The sequence below is a fragment of the Xanthomonas vasicola pv. musacearum NCPPB 4379 genome (assembly GCF_000277895.2).
In the GTDB taxonomy this organism is placed as follows: Bacteria; Pseudomonadota; Gammaproteobacteria; order Xanthomonadales; family Xanthomonadaceae; genus Xanthomonas; species Xanthomonas vasicola.
Genome location: NZ_CP034655.1, coordinates 3,047,531 through 3,065,980, shown reverse-complemented (window position 1 = coordinate 3,065,980; position 18,450 = coordinate 3,047,531). Strand labels below are relative to the sequence as shown.

The 18,450-nt window shown below is 64.5% G+C and carries 16 protein-coding genes and 1 pseudogene; 9 read left to right on the top strand and 8 right to left on the bottom strand.

What is annotated here, in order from left to right; all coding sequences use genetic code 11:
- Positions 1 to 41: 41 nt before the first annotated feature.
- Complete coding sequence (gene smpB / locus KWO_RS14260) at positions 42 to 545, bottom strand: SsrA-binding protein SmpB (protein ID WP_010366344.1); 504 nt, start codon at positions 543 to 545, stop codon at positions 42 to 44.
- Positions 546 to 605: 60 nt separating this feature from the next.
- Here smpB and KWO_RS14255 point away from each other — a divergent pair, with 60 nt between their 5' ends.
- Complete coding sequence (locus KWO_RS14255) at positions 606 to 1,037, top strand: type II toxin-antitoxin system RatA family toxin (RefSeq protein ID WP_010380238.1); 432 nt, start codon at positions 606 to 608, stop codon at positions 1,035 to 1,037.
- A gap of 13 nt (positions 1,038 to 1,050) precedes the next feature.
- Complete coding sequence (locus KWO_RS14250; protein WP_010380236.1) at positions 1,051 to 1,326, top strand: RnfH family protein; 276 nt, start codon at positions 1,051 to 1,053, stop codon at positions 1,324 to 1,326.
- Between the two features lie 343 nt (positions 1,327 to 1,669).
- Here KWO_RS14250 and KWO_RS14240 read toward each other — a convergent pair whose 3' ends face one another.
- Complete coding sequence (locus KWO_RS14240) at positions 1,670 to 2,065, bottom strand: outer membrane protein assembly factor BamE (protein WP_010366350.1); 396 nt, start codon at positions 2,063 to 2,065, stop codon at positions 1,670 to 1,672.
- A gap of 104 nt (positions 2,066 to 2,169) precedes the next feature.
- Here KWO_RS14240 and fur point away from each other — a divergent pair, with 104 nt between their 5' ends.
- Positions 2,170 to 2,580: a ferric iron uptake transcriptional regulator gene (gene fur, locus KWO_RS14235; protein ID WP_002804358.1), complete on the top strand. Its 411-nt coding sequence runs from the start codon at positions 2,170 to 2,172 to the stop codon at positions 2,578 to 2,580.
- A gap of 456 nt (positions 2,581 to 3,036) precedes the next feature.
- Here the strand turns inward: fur and recN are convergent, their stop codons facing one another.
- Positions 3,037 to 4,701, bottom strand: a complete 1,665-nt coding sequence (gene recN, locus KWO_RS14230) for a DNA repair protein RecN (RefSeq protein WP_010380234.1) — start codon at positions 4,699 to 4,701, stop codon at positions 3,037 to 3,039.
- Between the two features lie 138 nt (positions 4,702 to 4,839).
- Here recN and hrcA point away from each other — a divergent pair, with 138 nt between their 5' ends.
- The 6 genes and pseudogenes from hrcA to KWO_RS14200 all read left to right on the top strand — a co-directional run bounded on the left by hrcA (position 4,840) and on the right by KWO_RS14200 (position 12,337).
- Complete coding sequence (gene hrcA / locus KWO_RS14225; RefSeq protein WP_010366358.1) at positions 4,840 to 5,871, top strand: heat-inducible transcriptional repressor HrcA; 1,032 nt, start codon at positions 4,840 to 4,842, stop codon at positions 5,869 to 5,871.
- 100 nt (positions 5,872 to 5,971) lie between these two features.
- Positions 5,972 to 6,490 (top strand): nucleotide exchange factor GrpE, encoded by a 519-nt coding sequence (gene grpE, locus KWO_RS14220; protein ID WP_010366360.1) that lies wholly within the window; start codon positions 5,972 to 5,974, stop codon positions 6,488 to 6,490.
- Positions 6,491 to 6,631: 141 nt separating this feature from the next.
- On the top strand, positions 6,632 to 8,557 hold the full coding sequence (gene dnaK, locus KWO_RS14215) for a molecular chaperone DnaK (RefSeq protein WP_010380232.1): 1,926 nt from the start codon (positions 6,632 to 6,634) through the stop codon (positions 8,555 to 8,557).
- Between the two features lie 161 nt (positions 8,558 to 8,718).
- On the top strand, positions 8,719 to 9,849 hold the full coding sequence (dnaJ, locus tag KWO_RS14210; RefSeq protein ID WP_010366364.1) for a molecular chaperone DnaJ: 1,131 nt from the start codon (positions 8,719 to 8,721) through the stop codon (positions 9,847 to 9,849).
- A 459-nt stretch (positions 9,850 to 10,308) separates the two neighbouring features.
- Positions 10,309 to 11,219, top strand: a pseudogene (gene pdxY / locus KWO_RS14205) (pyridoxal kinase).
- Positions 11,216 to 12,337, top strand: coding sequence for a prephenate dehydrogenase (locus KWO_RS14200; protein WP_010366368.1), 1,122 nt, complete (start codon positions 11,216 to 11,218; stop codon positions 12,335 to 12,337). Before pdxY ends, KWO_RS14200 begins: the two are co-directional and overlap by 4 nt.
- A 293-nt stretch (positions 12,338 to 12,630) precedes the next feature.
- On the opposite strand, the gene KWO_RS14195 is transcribed toward KWO_RS14200, so the two are convergent.
- The 5 genes from KWO_RS14195 to KWO_RS14175 all read right to left on the bottom strand — a co-directional run bounded on the left by KWO_RS14195 (position 12,631) and on the right by KWO_RS14175 (position 18,423).
- Positions 12,631 to 12,825 carry a hypothetical protein gene (locus KWO_RS14195; RefSeq protein WP_010380230.1) on the bottom strand — a complete coding sequence of 65 codons (195 nt, stop codon included), beginning with the start codon at positions 12,823 to 12,825 and terminating at the stop codon, positions 12,631 to 12,633.
- A 451-nt stretch (positions 12,826 to 13,276) separates the two neighbouring features.
- Positions 13,277 to 14,680 (bottom strand): TolC family protein, encoded by a 1,404-nt coding sequence (locus KWO_RS14190; protein ID WP_010380228.1) that lies wholly within the window; start codon positions 14,678 to 14,680, stop codon positions 13,277 to 13,279.
- Positions 14,677 to 15,762, bottom strand: coding sequence for an HlyD family secretion protein (locus tag KWO_RS14185; protein WP_010366378.1), 1,086 nt, complete (start codon positions 15,760 to 15,762; stop codon positions 14,677 to 14,679). The genes KWO_RS14190 and KWO_RS14185 overlap by 4 nt, the downstream gene beginning before the upstream one ends.
- Positions 15,746 to 17,434, bottom strand: coding sequence for an ATP-binding cassette domain-containing protein (locus tag KWO_RS14180; protein WP_010380225.1), 1,689 nt, complete (start codon positions 17,432 to 17,434; stop codon positions 15,746 to 15,748). The genes KWO_RS14185 and KWO_RS14180 overlap by 17 nt, the downstream gene beginning before the upstream one ends.
- 89 nt (positions 17,435 to 17,523) lie before the next feature.
- Positions 17,524 to 18,423 carry a hydrogen peroxide-inducible genes activator gene (locus tag KWO_RS14175; RefSeq protein ID WP_010366382.1) on the bottom strand — a complete coding sequence of 300 codons (900 nt, stop codon included), beginning with the start codon at positions 18,421 to 18,423 and terminating at the stop codon, positions 17,524 to 17,526.
- Positions 18,424 to 18,450: the final 27 nt, after the last annotated feature.

Below are 18,450 nucleotides of genomic sequence, written 5' to 3'. Positions count from 1 at the left end.
AAGCGATCTTGCCTTGCGATTCCCAATTCCCAATTCCCGATTCACGCATCACGGTTATGCCGCCGCATCACGCGCTGCTTGTCGCGCTGCCAGTCGCGGTCCTTGGCGGCGTCGCGCTTGTCGTGATTCTGCTTGCCCTTGGCCAGGGCGATCTCCAGCTTGACCTTGTTGCTGCTCCAGTACAGCGCGGTGGGCACCAGGGTGTAGCCCTCGCGCTCCACGCGGGTAAGTACCTTGTCGATCTCGGCCCGGTGCAGCAGCAGTTTGCGGTCGCGGCGTTCCACCGGCACGGTGTGGGTGGAAGCCTGGATCAGCGGGGTGATCTGCGCGCCGATCAGGTAAATCTCGCCGGAGCGGACATAGGCGTAACCGTCGACGATGTTGGCGCGGCCGGCGCGGATCGCCTTGATTTCCCAGCCCTGCAGCGCCAGACCAGCTTCGTAGCGTTCTTCCAGGTGGTATTCGTGGCGCGCACGCTTGTTCAACGCGATGGTTTTCGTGGCCTTCGCGCCGTTTGCTTTATCCTTGGTTGGTTTCTTGCTCATCCGCCCATTGTCGCCGATTCGGTGTCGTCAAACGATCTTCCGTCTTTCACAAGTTAGCGAATGCCTACCATCCGTCGCAGCGCCCTGGTCGAACACAGCACCACCCGCATGTTCGATCTGGTCAATGATGTCGAAGCCTATCCGCGCCGCTTCGGCTGGTGCGACGCTGCCCATGTGCTCGAGCAGGACCAGGCGCACATCGTGGCGCGCCTGGATCTGGGGCTGGGGTCGTTCCGCACCTGGTTCACCACCGAGAACATCCTTGAGCGTCCCGAGCGCATCGTCATGCATCTGCGCGACGGCCCGTTCAAGCGACTGGAAGGGCTGTGGGAATTCCAGGCGCTAGGCGACAACGCCTGCAAGGTGAGTCTGACCCTGGAAGTCGAAACCAGCTCGCGCCTGCTGGGTCCGGCGCTGGCATTGGGGTTCCAGGGCCTGGCGGACCGCATGGTCAATGATTTCGTGCGCGTCGCCGACCGCGGCGACGTCTAGGCAGTACTGCAGGATGCGCATCGAGGTCGTGCTGGCCTGGCCAGATCGCTATAACGTGGTGCAGCTTGAGTTGCCCGATGGCGCAACCGTGGCAGAAGCAGTCGCCGCATCCGGTTTGGCGTTGGAGCAAACGCCTGTGGCACTTGCAGTGCACGGGCTCATCGCGCGCCCGGAGCAGGTATTGCGCGCAGGCGACCGGGTCGAATTGCTCAGGCCGCTGCTATTGGATCCAAAGGAGGCGCGGCGTCGGCGTGCCGGACCAAGCAAAAAGGCCGGCCCCAACACCTAACCGGTTTGCCGGTGCTGCGGTATGCGTGCGCTGTGCGGTAGAGCGAGCTCTTCCGATCACTGCCCAGCAGTGGGCCAAACGTATTCGTTGTCGTTGGATTCGAGCACTCGCTTTTCGACGCGCAACGCCTGGCGAACGTGCGAGGTCTTGGTCGGCAGGAAGCAGCTCGTCGAAGAAGCGATGCGGTATTAAGAACCGATCTTCGGAGACGCCAGCCAGTTCGGTGCTGCAACTCTATCGAGCATGTTTTCCGATCATGCAAATGAAAAACGCATCCGTTCGACGGGATGCGTTTTTTGGTCCCGCCAGCCTCAGGCGATCGCAAGACCGCCCAGCAACCGCATCAACGGCCGCGCTGCTTCTTCTTGTCACGTGCCAGGTTGCGGCCGAACTGCTTGGGCGCGGCTTTGGCCAGCTGCTCGTCCTGCGACGGGAAATAGTCGCCTTCCCAGCGCACAACTTGCTCGTTCTCGAAGAACACGGTGAAGTTCTTGACCTCGGTGTGCGCCAGACGGTCCACACGCTGCGTGGAGGTGTAGTCCCAGCGCTGTGCATGGAACGGGTCGGGAATCGAAGGGGTGCCCAGCAACGCGCTGACCTGCTGCTTGCTCTGGCCTACCTGCAGTTGCTCCACGGCGGTCTGTTTGATCAGATTGCCCTGGTAGATCGGCTGCTTGTAGATGATGCCGCAGCCAGCGGTGGAAAGAGCAACGGCGGCGACCAGCAGAAGATTACGCATCGGGGATTAAGTGCTGAGGAAATCACGCCGATGATACACTTCCGTCGGTCGCCGCGACCCGTTTGATGGCAGCTGGCGCTAAATCGCCAATGAACGGAGAACATATGGAAACCCACGACCTGCGCAAAGTCGGGCTCAAGGTGACCCATCCGCGCATGCGGATCCTGGAATTGCTCGAGCAAAAGAGCAATCACCACCACCTCAGCGCAGAAGACATCTATCGCCAGTTGCTCGACCACGGCGACGAGATCGGTCTGGCCACGGTGTATCGGGTGCTGACCCAGTTCGAGGCCGCCGGCCTGGTGCTGAAGCACAATTTCGAAGGCGGGCAGGCTGTGTACGAGCTGGATCGCGGCGGTCACCACGACCATATGGTCGACGTGGATACCGGTCATGTAATCGAGTTCGAGAGCGAGGAAATCGAGGCGTTGCAACGCCAGATCGCTGCCAAGCACGGCTATGAGCTCGAAGAGCACTCGCTGGTGCTGTACGTGCGCAAGAAACGCCCGCGCTGAGTTCCGCGTTTTGCAGGTGCAAGCACAAGGTGGCTTCGGCCGCCTTTTGCATTTGTGGGGTGCGGTGGTGGATTCGCTGCATGGCCCGCGGCTCAATCGGGCCTCCGGCCGCTTCCCCGTTGGCGGGGGCGATGGAGCCCCGTTAGCGGGGAATCTGACCTCGCTGACGAGAACAAGGAGTCTCGTCAGTAGAGACCTCGCGGGCAGGGAGGGCGCCTCGCGAACGGGACAAGCGAACGGAGCTTGGGATGGGGCCTCAATGCATGAAGCCCGCCCAGGCGGCTTCAGGGGCGCCGATCAGTTACGGCACTGCATGCATCGAAAACGTCGGTGAAGCTACGCGTGTCTAGCGTTGCCGCCATCGCACGGGCGTAGCAGCACCGGCCTAGCAGCACCGGTGCAGCGCTGCCGGCCCGATCAGGTGCTTTACAACAGTTTGCGAGCTATTTGCCTGGATCAGGCGCTCTGCAACAGCTTGCGGGCTGCTGCGCGTGCTTCCTTGCTCACTTCCACGCCGCCCAGCATGCGTGCCAGCTCTTCCTGGCGGGCCTGCGGGCCGAGCAGCTCGACCGCGCTCTGGGTCATGCCGTCCACCGGCGCCTTGCTGACCCGGTAATGCGCGTGGCCCTTGGCGGCTACCTGCGGCAAGTGGGTGACGCACAGCACCTGGCGCTCTTCGCCAAGCGCGCGCAGCTTCTGCCCGACGATGTCGGCCACTGCGCCGCCGATGCCCGAATCCACTTCGTCGAAGACCATGGTCGGCACGCTGTCCAGGCCGAGCGCCGCCACTTCGATGGCCAGCGAAATGCGCGACAGTTCGCCGCCGGAGGCGACCTTGCGCAACGCGCGCGGCGGTTGGCCGGCGTTGGCGGCGACCAGGAATTCCACCCGTTCGGCGCCGTTGGGGTCCGGCCGCGCGCTGTCGTGCGGCTGCAGTTGGATCAGGAACTGCCCGCCGCCCATGCCGAGCTCGCCGATGAGCGTGGTGGTGGCGGCCGACAACGCTTCGGCGGCGGTGCTGCGGCTGTCGCTGAGCACGCCGGCGGCACTGCGCCAAGCCGCGGTGGCGGTTTCGATGTGCTTGTCGAGCTGCTGCAGGCGCTCGTCGGCGCCGCGCAGGCTCTCGACTTCGGCGCTTAGATGGTCACGGTGCGCGGCCAACTCGTCCGGGGTGACGCGGTGTTTGCGGGCCAGGTCGTGCAGGCGGCCCAGGCGGCGCTCCATGGCTTCGAACTGGGCCGGGTCGGCCTCCAGGTCGTCGCGCACGCGGTCGAGCAGGGCCAGCGCTTCTTCGATCTGGATGACGGCGCTGTCCAGCAGTGCGTCCACTTCGCCCAGCCGCGGTTCGTGCTCGGCGACACGGGCGATATCGTGGCGGCTGTCCTGCAACAGACCCAGCGCGCTGGCGCCGTCGTCGCCGTTGAGCTGCTGGGCGACGCTGTCGCAGGCCCCGATCAGCGCGGTGGCATGCGCCTGGCGGCGATGGTTGACGTCCAGCGCGGCGATCGCGGCCGGGTCCAGGTCCTCGCGTTCCAGTTCGGCCAGTTGGTGCTCCAGAAAGCCGATCCGGTCGGAGACATCGCCTTGCGCCGACAGCGCATCGCGCTCGTCCAGCAGCGCTTGCCAGCGCTGGCTGGCCTGGCGCACCTGTTCGCGCTGGGCGCTGTTACGGGCATAGGCATCGAGCAGGGCGAGCTGGCTGTGGCGGGCCATCAGCGCCTGATGTTCGTGCTGGCCGTGGATTTCGACCAGCCTGGAGGCCAGTTCCGCCAGCTGCGAGGAAGTGACCGGGCGGCCATTGATCCAGGCGCGCGAGCCGCCGTCGGCGCGGATGATCCGGCGCAGCTGACATTGCGCCTCGTCATCGAGTTCGTTGTCGGCCAGCCAGCTCAGGCCCGGATGCTCGGCCGGCAGCTGGAATTCGGCAGACAGTTCGGCGCGGTCAGCGCCGTGGCGGACCACGCCGCTGTCGGCGCGCAGGCCCGACAGAAAGCCCAGCGCGTCCACCATCAACGACTTGCCGGCACCGGTTTCACCCGAGACCACGGTCATGCCTGGACCGAATTCGAGTTCGGTGGCGCGGACAACGGCGAAATCCTTGATCGAGAGGTGTCTGAGCATGAGGTCGAGTGTGAACGCTTTGGGGAAGCTTAGGGTGGAAGGGGGCAGACAAGGAATCGGACGCTTGCCATCCCCGGGGCCAGACATTATCTATGCCCAGTCTCACCGGATGATCCCATGCGCGCGTCCCAGTCCCCAATGCTCGACCCCCGCGCCCGTCAGTTGCTGCGCACGCTGATCGCGCGCTACATCCGCGATGGCGAGCCGGTGGGCTCCAAGACGCTGGCCCAGCATGCGGGGCTGGATGTCAGTCCGGCCACCATCCGCAATATTCTGGCCGATCTGGAAGACGTGGGCCTGCTCAGCTCCCCGCATACCTCGGCCGGGCGCGTGCCTACTGCGCATGGCTACCGTGTATTCGTCGACAGCCTGGTGCAGATGCAGCCGCCCGGCGAAGAAGAAGTGCGCCGCCTGCGCGCGGAACTGGCCAGCGGCAACGGCACCCAGTCGCTGCTGGGCAGCGCCTCGCAGATGCTGTCGGCGATGAGCCACTTCGTCGGAGTGGTCAGTGCGCCGCGGCGCGAGCAGTTCGCGTTCCGGCATATCGATTTCGTGGCGCTGGACGCACGCCGGGTGCTGGCGATCCTGGTGTTTGCCGACAACGAGGTGCAGAACCGGGTGATCGAGCCACGTCGCGCCTACGAGCCTGCCGAGCTGGAACGGGTGGCCAATTATCTCAATGCGCAGTTCGCCGGGCGCGCGCTGGCGGACATCCGCGCCTGCCTGCTGCGCGAGCTGCGCATGGCCAAGAACGAAATGGAACAGCTGTTGGCGCATAGCGTTGACCTGGCCAGCGAGGCGCTGGTGCCGGCCGATGCCGACGATATGGTGATGGCCGGGCAGACCCGGCTGATGGGCGTGCAGGACCTGTCGGATCTGGACCGCCTGCGCGAACTGTTCGAGGCCTTCGCCAGCAAGCGCGAGATCCTGCAGCTGCTCGAACGCACCATCCAGGCGCCGGGCGTGCGTATCTTCATCGGCGAGGAAACCGGCGTGGTTTCGCTGGAAGGCGTCTCATTGGTCACCGCGCCCTACGCCGCCAACGGCCAAGTGCTGGGCGTGCTGGGGGTCATCGGGCCCAAACGCATGGCCTACGACCGGCTGATTCCGCTGGTGCAGACCGCCGCCGACGTGCTGGGCGCGGCCATGGAGTCGCCCGGCACGCGATAACCGGCATCGATCGGCGCGATCGTGTTTGCTTGAAACGCGCGCGAGCGCCCATATACGGGGTGACGTTGGGGCGGGCGTTCCGCTTGCCCGGGAACTGCACATGAACCAAGACCACCCCGAATTCGACTCCGAAGACCTGTCCCAGAACCCGCCCGAGACCGATCCGCTCAAGGCCGAGATCGAATCGCTGCGCAGCGAGATCGCGCTGGTCAAGGCCGATGCCCTGCGCGAGCGCGCCGACCTGGAAAACCAGCGCAAGCGCATCGCGCGCGATGTCGAGAACGCGCGCAAGTTCGCCAACGAGAAGCTGCTGGGCGAACTGCTGCCGGTGTTCGACAGCCTGGACGCCGGCCTGACCGCAGCCGGTACCGAGCCCAGCCCGCTGCGCGATGGCCTGGACATGACCTACAAGCAATTGCTCAAGGTCGCCGCCGACAACGGCCTGACCCTGCTCGATCCCGTCGGCCAGCCGTTCAACCCGGACCAGCACCAGGCGATCAGCCAGGGCGAGGCCGAGGGCATCGCGCCGGGCCACGTGGTGCAGGTGTTCCAGAAGGGCTACCTGCTCAACGAGCGTCTGCTGCGCCCGGCCCTGGTGGTCGTGGCCAAGCACGACTGAACCGAAGTGCCGGCTGAACTGCCAGGCGCAGGCATGAAACACAGATGTGCGCCGGTGGCTTGAACACCTGCGCACCACCCCCACATCTCAGCCAGACCCGGCGTCGCCGGACACAGCTGAAGAATCATCAGGAGCATATCCATGGGCAAGATCATTGGTATTGACCTCGGCACCACGAACTCGTGCGTGTCGATCATGGACGGCGGCAAGGCCCGCGTCATCGAAAACTCCGAGGGCGATCGCACCACGCCTTCGATCGTCGCCTACACCAAGGACGGCGAAGTGTTGGTCGGCGCCTCGGCCAAGCGCCAGGCGGTGACCAACCCGAAGAACACCTTCTACGCGGTGAAGCGCCTGATCGGCCGCAAGTTCACCGACGCCGAAGTGCAGAAGGACATCTCGCACGTGCCGTACGGCATTCTCGCCCACGACAACGGCGATGCCTGGGTGCAGACCAGCGACGGCAAGCGTATGGCGCCGCAGGAAATCTCTGCGCGCGTGCTGGAAAAGATGAAGAAGACCGCCGAGGATTTCCTGGGCGAGAAGGTCACCGAGGCCGTGATCACGGTGCCGGCGTACTTCAACGACAGCCAGCGCCAGGCCACCAAGGACGCCGGCCGCATCGCCGGTCTGGACGTCAAGCGCATCATCAACGAGCCGACCGCGGCTGCCCTAGCCTATGGCCTGGACAAGAAAGGCGGCGACCGCAAGATTGTCGTGTACGACCTGGGCGGCGGCACCTTCGACGTGTCGATCATCGAAATCGCTGAAGTCGATGGCGAGAAGCAGTTCGAAGTGCTGGCCACCAACGGCGACACCTTCCTGGGCGGCGAAGACTTCGACAACCGCGTCATCGAGTACCTGGTCGACGAATTCAACAAGGATCAGGGCATCGATCTGCGTAAGGATCCGTTGGCACTGCAGCGCCTGAAGGACGCCGCAGAGCGCGCCAAGATCGAGCTGTCGACCAGCCAGCAGACCGAAGTGAACCTGCCGTACGTCACCGCCGATGCATCAGGCCCGAAGCACCTCAACATCAAGCTGACCCGTGCCAAGCTCGAAGCGCTGGTGGAAGACCTGGTCAAGAAGTCGATCGAGCCGTGCCGCACCGCGTTGAACGACGCCGGCCTGCGCGCCAGCGACATCAATGAAGTGATCCTGGTCGGCGGTCAGACCCGCATGCCGAAGGTGCAGCAGGCAGTTGCCGATTTCTTCGGCAAGGAACCGCGCAAGGACGTCAACCCGGACGAAGCCGTGGCCGTAGGCGCTGCGATCCAGGGCGGCGTGCTGGCCGGCGACGTCAAGGACGTGTTGCTGCTGGACGTGACCCCGCTGTCGCTGGGTATCGAAACCATGGGCGGCGTGTTCACCAAGATCATCGAAAAGAACACCACCATCCCGACCAAGGCGTCGCAGACCTTCTCCACCGCCGAAGACAACCAGTCGGCCGTGACCGTGCACGTGTTGCAGGGTGAGCGCGAGCAGGCCCGCTTCAACAAGTCGCTGGCCAAGTTCGACCTGTCCGGCATCGAGCCGGCGCCGCGCGGCATGCCGCAGGTGGAAGTGTCTTTCGACATCGACGCCAACGGCATCCTGCACGTGTCGGCCAAGGACAAGAAGACCAACAAGGAACAGAAGGTCGAGATCAAGGCCGGTTCGGGTCTGTCGGATGAAGAGATCCAGCGCATGGTCGCCGATGCGGAAGCCAACCGCGAAGAAGACAAGAAGTTCCAGGAACTGGTGCAGGCCCGCAATCAGGCCGATGGCTTGATCCACGCCACCCGCACCGCGATCACCGAGCATGGCAGCAAGGTCGGTGGCGATGTGATCGGCAAGGTGGAAGCGGCATTGTCGGATCTGGAAACCGCCATGAAGAGCGACGACAAGGCGCAGATCGAAGCCCGCAGCAAGACCCTGGAAGAAGCCGGCCAGTCGCTGTATGCAGCAGCTGCGGCAGCAGAGCAGGGCGGCAACGCCGATGCCGCCAGCGGCAACGCACAGGCCTCCAAGGCCGCCGATGACGTGGTGGACGCCGAGTTCACTGAAGTCAAGGACGACAAGAAGTAAGTCGTGGTTTGGGAGTCGGGGAGTGGGGATTGGCAAGCGCTAAAGCTTGCCGATCCCCATCCCGATATCCTTTACGCGTCGCGTCGCCAAGGCGGACCAGCACATGCTGTCCGCTTTTGCGTTTCAACGAATCTCAAATCACGAATTCCAAATCCCCGCTTATGAGCAAACGCGATTACTACGAAGTGCTGGGCGTTGCCCGTGGCGCCAGCGACGAGGAGCTGAAGAAGGCGTACCGGCGCTGTGCGATGAAGCACCACCCGGACCGCAATCCTGGCGATGCTGCTGCCGAAGCGGCGTTCAAGGAATGCAAGGAAGCCTACGAAGTGCTGTCCGATGGCAATAAGCGGCGTGCCTACGACGCGCACGGCCATGCGGCCTTCGAGCACGGCATGGGCGGTGGTGGAGGTGGGCCGGGTGGCCCGGACATGGGAGATATCTTTGGCGATATCTTCGGCAATATTTTCGGCGGTGGCGCCGCCGGTCCGCGCGCTGCGCGACGTGGCGCCGACGTCGGTTACGTGCTGGAACTGGATCTGGAAGAAGCCGTCGCCGGCATCGAGCGACGGATCGAGATTCCGACCTTGATCGAATGCGTACCCTGCCATGGCAGCGGTTCGGAAGACGGCAAGATCGAAACCTGCGGCACCTGCCATGGACGCGGCCAGGTGCGTATCCAGCGCGGCATCTTCGCCATGCAGCAGAGCTGCCCGCATTGCGATGGACGCGGCACGCTGATCCAGAACCCGTGCAAGGTCTGTCACGGCGCCGGTCGCGTGGAAGAAGACAAGGTGCTGTCGATCAAGGTGCCGGCCGGTGTGGACACCGGCGACCGGATTCGTCTGGCAGGCGAAGGCGAGGCCGGCCCGGCCGGTACACCGCCGGGCGATCTGTATGTGGAAGTGCGCGTGCGCGAGCATGCGATCTTCCAGCGCGACGGCGACGATCTGCACTGCGAAGTGCCGATCCGTATTTCGCAGGCGGCACTGGGGGACACCGTGCGCGTGGCAACGCTGGGCGGCGAGGCGGAAATCCGCATCCCGGCCGAGACCCAGACCGGCAAGCTGTTCCGCCTGCGTGGCAAGGGTGTGCGTTCGGTGCGTAGCCGCAGCGAAGGCGATCTGTATTGCCGCGTGGTGGTGGAAACCCCGGTCAATCTCACGGCCGATCAGCGCGAACTGCTGCAACAGTTCGAGGCGACGTTCACCGGTGAGGATGCACGTAAGCACTCACCCAAGTCGGCTACATTCATCGACGGCGTCAAGGGTTTTTGGGATCGGATGACGTCCTGATTTAGCCTTCTGATGCACCGATGGCCCGGCGTGCAGCAGACTGCACGCCGGGCCATTTTTTTTGCTGGCTGCAAGACATCACGCGCATGCAAACGTGTGTGCGTGAAGCGACGGAAGCAGCCGGGGTTGCTCGCGTGACACATGCCCGTTTGACGCACCCGCGGCTTTTCCTGGCCGAGAACACTGTCGCCTGCAACGCTAGCGAAGCTGTGCCTTGAATGATGCAAGCCGGGCCAGCGAAGTGCATCATAATCGGGCATACTTTTAGCGGTTTCGTTGGGAATATCTGCGGTATTGCGCACCGCTGCGCCGGTTGGCGTCGGCATCTGGTTTCGATATGGTGAGATCGCCCGTGCACCATTTCCAAAACGCTAGGTGCCGATTGCAGCGTGCATCCACAGCACACTTGCAGGGTTGCGCGGATAATCGTTGCCTTCTCTTTCCAGCACGGCCGCCTTTATGAGCGATGCAACCGACAACCACCTCGTCCATGGTCGCCGCCAGCGTCCGGATGGTCCTTCGCCGATCGATGTGATCTCCGTGCAATCGCAGTTGGTCTATGGCCATGCCGGTAATAGCGCTGCGGTGCCGCCGCTGCGCGCGCTGGGGCTGTGCGTGTAGCGGAGGTGCCGACCACGCTTCTGAGCAACGCGCCGTTTTACGCAACCCTGCGCGGGCGCATTCTGCCGGCCGACTGGCTGGCGGATCTGTTATTGGGCGCTACCGAGCGCGGGCTGCCGCAGCGTGCGCGCATGCTGGTGTCCGGTTATTTCGGCAGCCTGGCCAACGGCGAAACATTCGCCGATTGGCTGGAGCAAACCTTGCCGCAGGCGCCGCAGCTGCGCTATTGCCTGGATCCGGTGATCGGCGATACGCACACTGGCCCGTATGTGGAACCCGGGCTGGAACGCGTGTTCGCCGAGCGCTTGCTGCCGCATGCCTGGCTGGTCACACCGAATGCGTTTGAGTTGGGTCGGTTGACCGGCTTGCCGAGCCTGCAACAGGACGATGCCATCGTTGCTGCGCGCGCGTTGCTGGCGCGTGGGCCGCAGTGGGTGCTTGCGCATAGCGTGGCCGGTGCCGCGGGTGAGCTGGTGACCTTGGCGGTCAGCGACGCGGCGGTGTATCGCTGGGCCAGCCCGCATCTGCCGGTGGATGTTGCCGGCACCGGCGATGTGCTGATGGCGCTGCTGATCGGCCTGCTATTGCGCAATGTGCCATTCGAGCAGGCGGTGGGGCACGCACTCAGCGGCGTGCATAGCGCGCTGGAAGCCACACTGGCGGCGGGTTACGAAGAGTTCGACGTCATGGCTGCTGCGCCGGCAGCACTTGCCGCTGCGCCGCGATTCGCCGTCGAGCGATTGGCATGATCGCGCAGCCGGTGGTCGGCATCGTCGGCATCGCCGGCGCGTACGGGCGCTGGCTGGCACAGTTCGTGCGCGCGCGCATGCAGCTGGAGGTGATCGGGTTCGACCCGGCCGACAGCGGCAGCATGGACGAGGCCACGCTCGCGCAACGCGCGGACGTGCTGATTTTTTCCGCGCCGATCCGGCACACCACTGCATTGATCGAGCGCTATGTGGAACTTGCCGGCGCGCGCGCTGCCTCGCAGTTGTGGCTGGATGTCACCTCGATCAAGCAGGCGCCGGTCGCTGCGATGTTGACCTCGCAGGCGGAAGTCGTCGGCCTGCACCCAATGACCGCTCCACCCAAATCGCCGACCTTGAAAGGGCGCGTCATGGTGGTCTGCGCGGCGCGGTTGCAGCACTGGTCGGCATGGGTGCAGCGCTTGTGCGGCGCGCTGCAGGCCGAATGCGTGTACGCCACCCCCGAGCACCACGACCGCGTGATGGCGCTGGTGCAGGCGATGGTGCACGCCACCCATCTGGCGCAGGCCGGCACCTTGCGCGACTACGCGCCACTGCTGGGCGAGTTGCGCGCGCTGATGCCGTATCGCTCGGCATCGTTCGAACTGGATACCGCGGTGATCGCGCGCATTCTCTCGCTCAACCCATCGATCTACGAAGACATCCAGTTCGGTAACCCATATGTTGGCGAGATGCTCGACCGGCTGCTGCTGCAATTGCAGCAGCTGCGTGCCTTGGTGGCGCAGGGCGACGATGCGGCGCGTGCGCAGTTCCGCAGCCAATTCCTGCACGACAACGCGCAAGCGTTGCAGCAGGACGCACTTGCGGCAGGCAATTACACCTATGAGCGCGTGGGCTACCTGCTGGCCGATCTCACCGAACCGCTCACCTTGAGCGTGTATCTACCCGAAGACCAGCCCGGTTCGCTGCGCGCCTTGCTGCATGTGTTCGAGCGACACGGCGTGAACCTGTCGTCGATCCATTCATCGCGCACGCCGATGGGCGAGCTGCATTTCCGTATTGGCTTTGAGGCTGAAAGTGATCGCGCGGCATTAGCGCAAGCGGCGAGCGAGATTGATCGCAGTGGGATTGGCCGTGTACTGGAGCGATCCGATTCCTGATTGCGATGCAGCGATACGAGGACGGCTTTCTGCCGCCATCGATTTCATCCACACAGGGTGTGGATGAAGCTTGCACAAGCATGTGGATAAATGCGCACAGCCCCTGCCGCGCAAGGGTTGCGCATTCAGTGGTGAAAAATTGACCAGTGCCGTGTAGAGCACGCAACGCATCTGCTGCGCAGTTGTCAGTCGGGCGCGGCTGGTGCTCGGAATCGGCGACGCTCTTGTACACCGGTCCCCACGCGCGCCGTCCAGGCCCAACAGACAACTGCTCGCTACCGTTAACTGCCGCTTTAGAACGTAGAAAGGCGCAGCTCGCCGCCATCGGTGACAAAGCGCTGCCCCTGCCGTTGCAGATGTCGTCCGTCAGGGAGCTCGTAACGCGGTGCCGATCGCGCATTTGCGCGTGGTTGCTGTTCGTCGCGGAATTCGACGATGACGTAAGACTCGCCATCTGCACCGATTGCGGGAAATTGCCGGAAAGACATACGCACCTCCGAAAGTTCCTAAGGTTGCAGTGCAGATCGCTCGGACCCGCACGCCACCGGCGCCAAGCCGGTAGGGCGAGCATGCGCACGTACTTGTTACCCAGACGTCGTTATGTGGTGAGGTACGAACGCGTGCAAGTTGAGCTCGTCAGCAGAGCCACCAAGCCACTCGTTACATCGTCACGCCGTGACGCTTGAGTGGGTCAGATCGGCGGCGCGCGTAGCAGCAATCGAGCAGTTACCTGCATTGCGCAGGCTCGATTGGGTGGTGAACGTTTTGAAGCGAGGTCATTGCGGGCAGTAATCAACCGACTGTGTGGCTTGAGACGGGGCGGATGCAACGCTTTGTATGGCCTCAACAGATGCCCAGCCGAGAAATCGCAAAGGCACCACTGCGCAAGCATCGCCCATTGACTGCATCGTCGCGTACGCACGACGCGCAGCCAAGCATTCAACGACTCAGCTGCAACGCATTCCGGTCGGCTGTGGCTGCGGCCAGTTCTGCACGCGCGGAGGCGATGCGTGCTTGTGCATCGATCAGGCGCACGCGCGCGTCGTTGGCGGTTTCCTCGCGCTGGTTGACCAGGAAAAAGTCACCCGATCCCAGCTCGAAGCGCCGCCGCTCGGCTGCGGCCAGGCGATCTGCCAGGCCGCGTTCCTCATCGGCGATCGTGGCCAGCCGTTCGGCGGCGTTGAGCGAGATGACGATCGATTCGACCTCGATCGAAATCTGGTCGCGCAGAAAACGGCTGCGCTGATCCAGCGCTTCGATCTCGGCACGCGCCTCGGCCACGCGGCCCTTGGCGGCGCGGTTTTCCAGCGGCACGCTGAAACGGAAGCCGATGACGGCATCGGTCAGCGAGCGATTCGGGCCGCCAACGCCGGGTGGGCCGAGGTCCTTGCTGACTTCCACGCTCACATCCAGGCGCGGTTTCAGATCGTTCTGCGCCAGCATCAAACGTGCGGTGGCCTGGTCGATGCGGGTGAGCACGGCGCGGTAATCCGGGCGCTCCACCGGTGCGGTGATCTTGCTGGCGCCGGCTAATCCTTCCAGCGCCGAGGTGTCGGCCGGCAGGCGCTCGGCGGAGACGATCAGCGGCATGCCGGCGTCATCGCGCAGATACAGCGACAACGCGTTGGCGGCGCTGGCGAAATCCTGTTCCGAGCGCACCACCAACGCACGCCGACGCACCAGATTCTGGTCGTTTTCGGTGAGCAAAATGGTCGGCCGCGCACCGAGCGTGACCTGCCGCGAAATCGCATTGCGGCGTTGCTCGGCCAGTTGCAGCAGGTCGTTGTAGGCGCGCAACTTCAGCCCGGCGGCGACCCAGTTCTGGTAGGCATCCACCGCGCGCCGTTGCACGCCGATGGCCACCATTTCCGCTTCGTACTTGGCCACATCGATATCGGTGCTGGCAATGCTGCGCTTGGTGCGGCGTTCGTCGATCACGCGGTCGCGCAACAGCGCATACAGCGCGCCGACCTTCACTTCGCCGCCGCGGTCGGTATAGGACTTGTCTTCGTAGACGGGAAAGGAGCCGCGCGAGGAGCGGTAGCCGCCGTAGTAATAGCCGCCGTTTTCTTCGAACGGCCGCTTGGCGCCGGTTTCGATCGTGCTGCCGTCGTAATAGCCGGCCTCGCGCGAGCGGCCTTCGATGTCGAACACAGTGTCGAAGGAGCCGTCGGCCGAGATGCCTTTGCCCTCGGCCTGGCGCACCTTTGCCAGCGATTCGATGATCTGCGGTGCAGAGCGGGCCGACGACTGCAGCACTTCGTCCAGCGTCAGCGCATCGGCCTGGGCGAATGCCGCACCGGGGCAGAGTGCGATCAGCAGGACAACAAGACGGCCGATCATTTCTTGCCCGTCGCTTCGTCTTCGGCCTTGGGCGCGGCCGGTTTGGCCTTACCGTCTTCCTGCGTGGTCGCAGCCGGGCGCCGGCCGAATTCCAGCGGGAAGTTGTTGAGCTGGCGCCACAGTTCGTAGCCGACCTTGACAGTTTCGCCCTGCACCCAGCCGCGCACCTTGCCGCCCTGGCGGGCGAATTCCTGCGCGGGCCACGCCGGCTTGCCCGGCATCGGTTCGACCAGGATGCGGAACAGACCATCGGGCGCAGCGTTGGGGTCGATCGCGCGCACGCGGCCATCGAACATGCCGTGCGCCACCGACGGCCAGCCACTGAACTGAATCGCCGGCCAGCCTTCGAACTCCAGCCGCACCGGGCGGCCGGGACGGATCAGTGGCACGTCGCGGCCGTCGATGTAGAGCTCGACCGCGCGTTCCACCCGTTCCGGTGCGATCACCGCCAGCACCGTGCCCGGCGAGACCATGGCGCTGCCGCTGGCGGCGTTGAGCTGCTGCACGCGGCCGTCGCGCGGTGCGCGCACCAGCTGTGCAGACTGACGATTCAACTGGATATCGATGCGGGTCAGCTTGGCGCGCGATTCGGCCAGCTTGGCATCGGCTTCGGCCACCTTGATCTGGGTCAGCTCGAAGTCGCGGCGGCCGGCCAGGCCTTCGGCGAGCAACTGCTTGCTGCGTGCCATATCGATGCTCGCGACTGCGCGTGACTGCTGGATGGCGGCGATTTCTGCCTGCGCCTGCGCGCGTTCGCTGGCCAGGCGGGTGAGCAGGTCCGGGTCCAGATCGCCGACACGCGCGATCGGGTCGCCTTTCGCCACATGCTGGCCATCGTGCACATACCAGCGTTCGACGCGGCCCGGCACGAAGGCGGTGACCTGTTGCTGGCGGTCGCCCGGATCCAGCGAGACCACCTGGCCCTTGCCGCTGGCGGTCTGCACCCAGGGCGCAAACGCCAGGATCGCGCCGACGATGGCAACGCCGATCAACAGCATCCATGCCAACGCCTTGGCGATGCTGGGCGGCCGCATCGACGCCAGGGTGGGGAAATGCGCCAACCGATCAGGGGCGTGCGGCATGCGAAGCCTCCTGTGTGGACGCGATCAATTCAGCACGCGTGGCATAGCGTTGCTGATGCTCCGGTTCCAGGCGGAACCAGCCGTCCAGGGTGATGTCCTCCGGCCGGCCGGTGCACAGCAACACCGTGGTTCCTGCGTCCTTCAAGCGCCGCAGGATGCGGGCCAAACGTTCTGCCGGAAGCAGGTCGTACAACTGCGACAACATCAGCACGCGTGGGCGCACCAGCAGCGCATTGGCCAGCTTCAGCGCCATCACATCGCCAATCCACAGCGGGAAGCCGGACGCGGCAAGCCGGGTATCCAGGCCTTGCGGCAACGTGGCGATGCGCGCACGCAAGCCCACCGTATCGATCGCTTCCAGCATCGCTTCGGAGGTCACATCGGCCGAGGCCATCGCCAGATATTCGCGAATGGTGACCTCCACGATGGTCGGCCGGTCCAGCACGGTGACTTCCGAACGCAGCAGGTACATGTCGAAGGTGGCCAGGTCGGCGCCTCCCACCATGAACAGCCCGCGGTCAGGAACCACGTGGCGCTTGAGCACCATGGCCAGCAAGCGGTCGGCGCCGCCGTCGGCCAGCGTGACCAACTGCTCGCCAGCTTCCAACGCGAAATCGAAACGCGCGCCGTCGATTACCACACCATCCAGGCGCACGGCGCTGTTGCGCGGCGCTTCGCCGGCGACGGCCACCGGGCGCTCTTGAGGAATGGCATACAGCAGCGACAATTCCTCTGCGCTGGCGACCAGGTCGTAGAACACGTCCAGATAGCTGCCCAGCTGCGCGATGCCGTAAAACACCGCGCTTAAGATCAGTTCGGCCGCCACCAGCTGGCCGATCGACAACTCGCCGCGCAGGATCAGGCTGCCGCCCAGCGCCAGCAGGGCCGCGCTGGCCACCGCATAGGTGAGCAGGAACGCCAGCGTCTGGGTGAAGGTGTAGCGGAAATGGCGCCGATGCCGGTCGACGTACTCCGCGGTCACCGCTTCCGAGCGATCCATCGCGAAGTTGAGATGCCGGCTGGATTTATAGAAGCCGTTGGAGCCGCCGACGCTTTCCAGCCAGTGCGCGGCGTTGTGCTTGGCGTGACTCAGGTCCACCGCGGTGCGGATCGAGCCACGCGACCAGATCATCCAGATCGAGAAGATGGCCAGCAACAACAGCGCGTTGAACCCAAGGAAAAACGGGTGATAGAAGCTGGTGACGATCAGGCCGACCGCCGACTGCAGCACGATGGTGAAGGCGCCAACCGCCAGGCTGGGGACCGCTTTCTGGACGATCACCAGGTCGAAATAGCGGTTGAACACGTCGCCACGGTTCTGGTCGGCGAAGAATGGGTTCTGCGCATGCACTGCGCGCACGGTGATCTCGGCGACCACCCGTGCAAACAGGCGGCGTTCGAATAGCGCCATCACCCACACCCGCATCGCGCTCAGCGCCGCCACCAGCAACAGCAGGCCGAGCAACAGGCTGGACAAGGTCCACAACGGCGTGGGCAATGCGGTGTTGGCGACGCTATTGATCAGCAACTGCACCGAGATGGGTGTGGCCAGCGACAGCAGGCTGATCGCAATGCCATACACCAAGGTCAAGCGTACGTACGGCATATCCGGGCCGACGACTTCCGCCAGCCAGCTTGCTGCTTCCTGCCATCCGATCCGCTTGGCCGCCATTGGCTATCCGTTGATGAGTTCAGTAAAACATTGACGAGTTGTCAGCCTTCCAACAAGGCCGCAGCGCTTATGTACCGCATAGGATTTTCCTATGCCGCCACCGCACGTAGCAGATTGGCGATCAAACCGAAGGCTGGCGCACGACCGGCGCCCTGCCGCCAGAGCAGACCAATCTCTCTATAGTAGCGTCCGCCTTTGACTGGTCGAACCACCACATCATCGCCTTCGCGGATTTCCTGGCGGACATATAGGTCTGGGAGCAAAGCAAGGCCCATGCCCATGCCGGCCATCTGGCGGATCGCATCCAGGCTGGTGCCTTCGTAATCGCGCAAGACATTCGCGCCGACATCCATGGCGATTGCGGCGACCTGTTCTGCCAATCGGTATTCCGGCATCAAGGTCAGCAGGTTGGCGCCGCGCAGATCGGCCGGGGTGATGCAGGTCTTGGTGCGCAGCGGATGGTCGGCGGCCATGGTCACATGCAGCAGTTCGCGGAACAGCCGCTCGCTATGCAGGCCGCGGCCGGCCACCGGCAGTTGCGCCAGGACCAGATCGTGTACGCCGCTGCTCAGGCCGGCGGCAAGCGCAGTCGGCAGCCCCTCGCGCACATGCACGCGCAGGGCCGGATGTTCGCGATGCAAACGTGCCACCAGGCTCGGCATCAGATAGGCGCCCAGCGTGGGCGACACCCCGAGCCGGATGGTGCCGACCAAGGTGTCGGCGGCGGTGGCGCGCACCTCTTCCAGATCGGTGACGCCGAGCAGGATGCTGCGTGCGCGGTCGAGCAGATCGCGACCCAGCGGGGTCAGGAGCGCCTGCGCGCCGCGCTCGAACAGCGGCGCTCCGATGATGGCTTCCAATGCGCGGATCTGCTGCGACAACGAGGGTTGCGAGACGCCCATCTGCTCGGCCGCGCGGGTGAAGCTGCCGGTGTCGGCCAGTGCGACGAAATAGCTCAGCTGGCGAAGCGTGGTTTTAGGCCGGGGCATGGGTCACATCGGATTGCGTGGGAGCGC

Excerpts from the sequence above, each read along its gene's own strand:
- smpB (WP_010366344.1), bottom strand. The coding sequence starts at position 545 with ATGAGCAAGAAACCAACCAAGGATAAAGCAAACGGCGCGAAGGCCACG.
- KWO_RS14255 (WP_010380238.1), top strand. The coding sequence starts at position 606 with ATGCCTACCATCCGTCGCAGCGCCCTGGTCGAACACAGCACCACCCGC.
- KWO_RS14250 (WP_010380236.1), top strand. The coding sequence starts at position 1,051 with ATGCGCATCGAGGTCGTGCTGGCCTGGCCAGATCGCTATAACGTGGTG.
- KWO_RS14240 (WP_010366350.1), bottom strand. The coding sequence starts at position 2,065 with ATGCGTAATCTTCTGCTGGTCGCCGCCGTTGCTCTTTCCACCGCTGGC.
- fur (WP_002804358.1), top strand. The coding sequence starts at position 2,170 with ATGGAAACCCACGACCTGCGCAAAGTCGGGCTCAAGGTGACCCATCCG.
- recN (WP_010380234.1), bottom strand. The coding sequence starts at position 4,701 with ATGCTCAGACACCTCTCGATCAAGGATTTCGCCGTTGTCCGCGCCACC.
- hrcA (WP_010366358.1), top strand. The coding sequence starts at position 4,840 with ATGCTCGACCCCCGCGCCCGTCAGTTGCTGCGCACGCTGATCGCGCGC.
- grpE (WP_010366360.1), top strand. The coding sequence starts at position 5,972 with ATGAACCAAGACCACCCCGAATTCGACTCCGAAGACCTGTCCCAGAAC.
- dnaK (WP_010380232.1), top strand. The coding sequence starts at position 6,632 with ATGGGCAAGATCATTGGTATTGACCTCGGCACCACGAACTCGTGCGTG.
- dnaJ (WP_010366364.1), top strand. The coding sequence starts at position 8,719 with ATGAGCAAACGCGATTACTACGAAGTGCTGGGCGTTGCCCGTGGCGCC.
- KWO_RS14200 (WP_010366368.1), top strand. The coding sequence starts at position 11,216 with ATGATCGCGCAGCCGGTGGTCGGCATCGTCGGCATCGCCGGCGCGTAC.
- KWO_RS14195 (WP_010380230.1), bottom strand. The coding sequence starts at position 12,825 with ATGTCTTTCCGGCAATTTCCCGCAATCGGTGCAGATGGCGAGTCTTAC.
- KWO_RS14190 (WP_010380228.1), bottom strand. The coding sequence starts at position 14,680 with ATGATCGGCCGTCTTGTTGTCCTGCTGATCGCACTCTGCCCCGGTGCG.
- KWO_RS14185 (WP_010366378.1), bottom strand. The coding sequence starts at position 15,762 with ATGCCGCACGCCCCTGATCGGTTGGCGCATTTCCCCACCCTGGCGTCG.
- KWO_RS14180 (WP_010380225.1), bottom strand. The coding sequence starts at position 17,434 with ATGGCGGCCAAGCGGATCGGATGGCAGGAAGCAGCAAGCTGGCTGGCG.
- KWO_RS14175 (WP_010366382.1), bottom strand. The coding sequence starts at position 18,423 with ATGCCCCGGCCTAAAACCACGCTTCGCCAGCTGAGCTATTTCGTCGCA.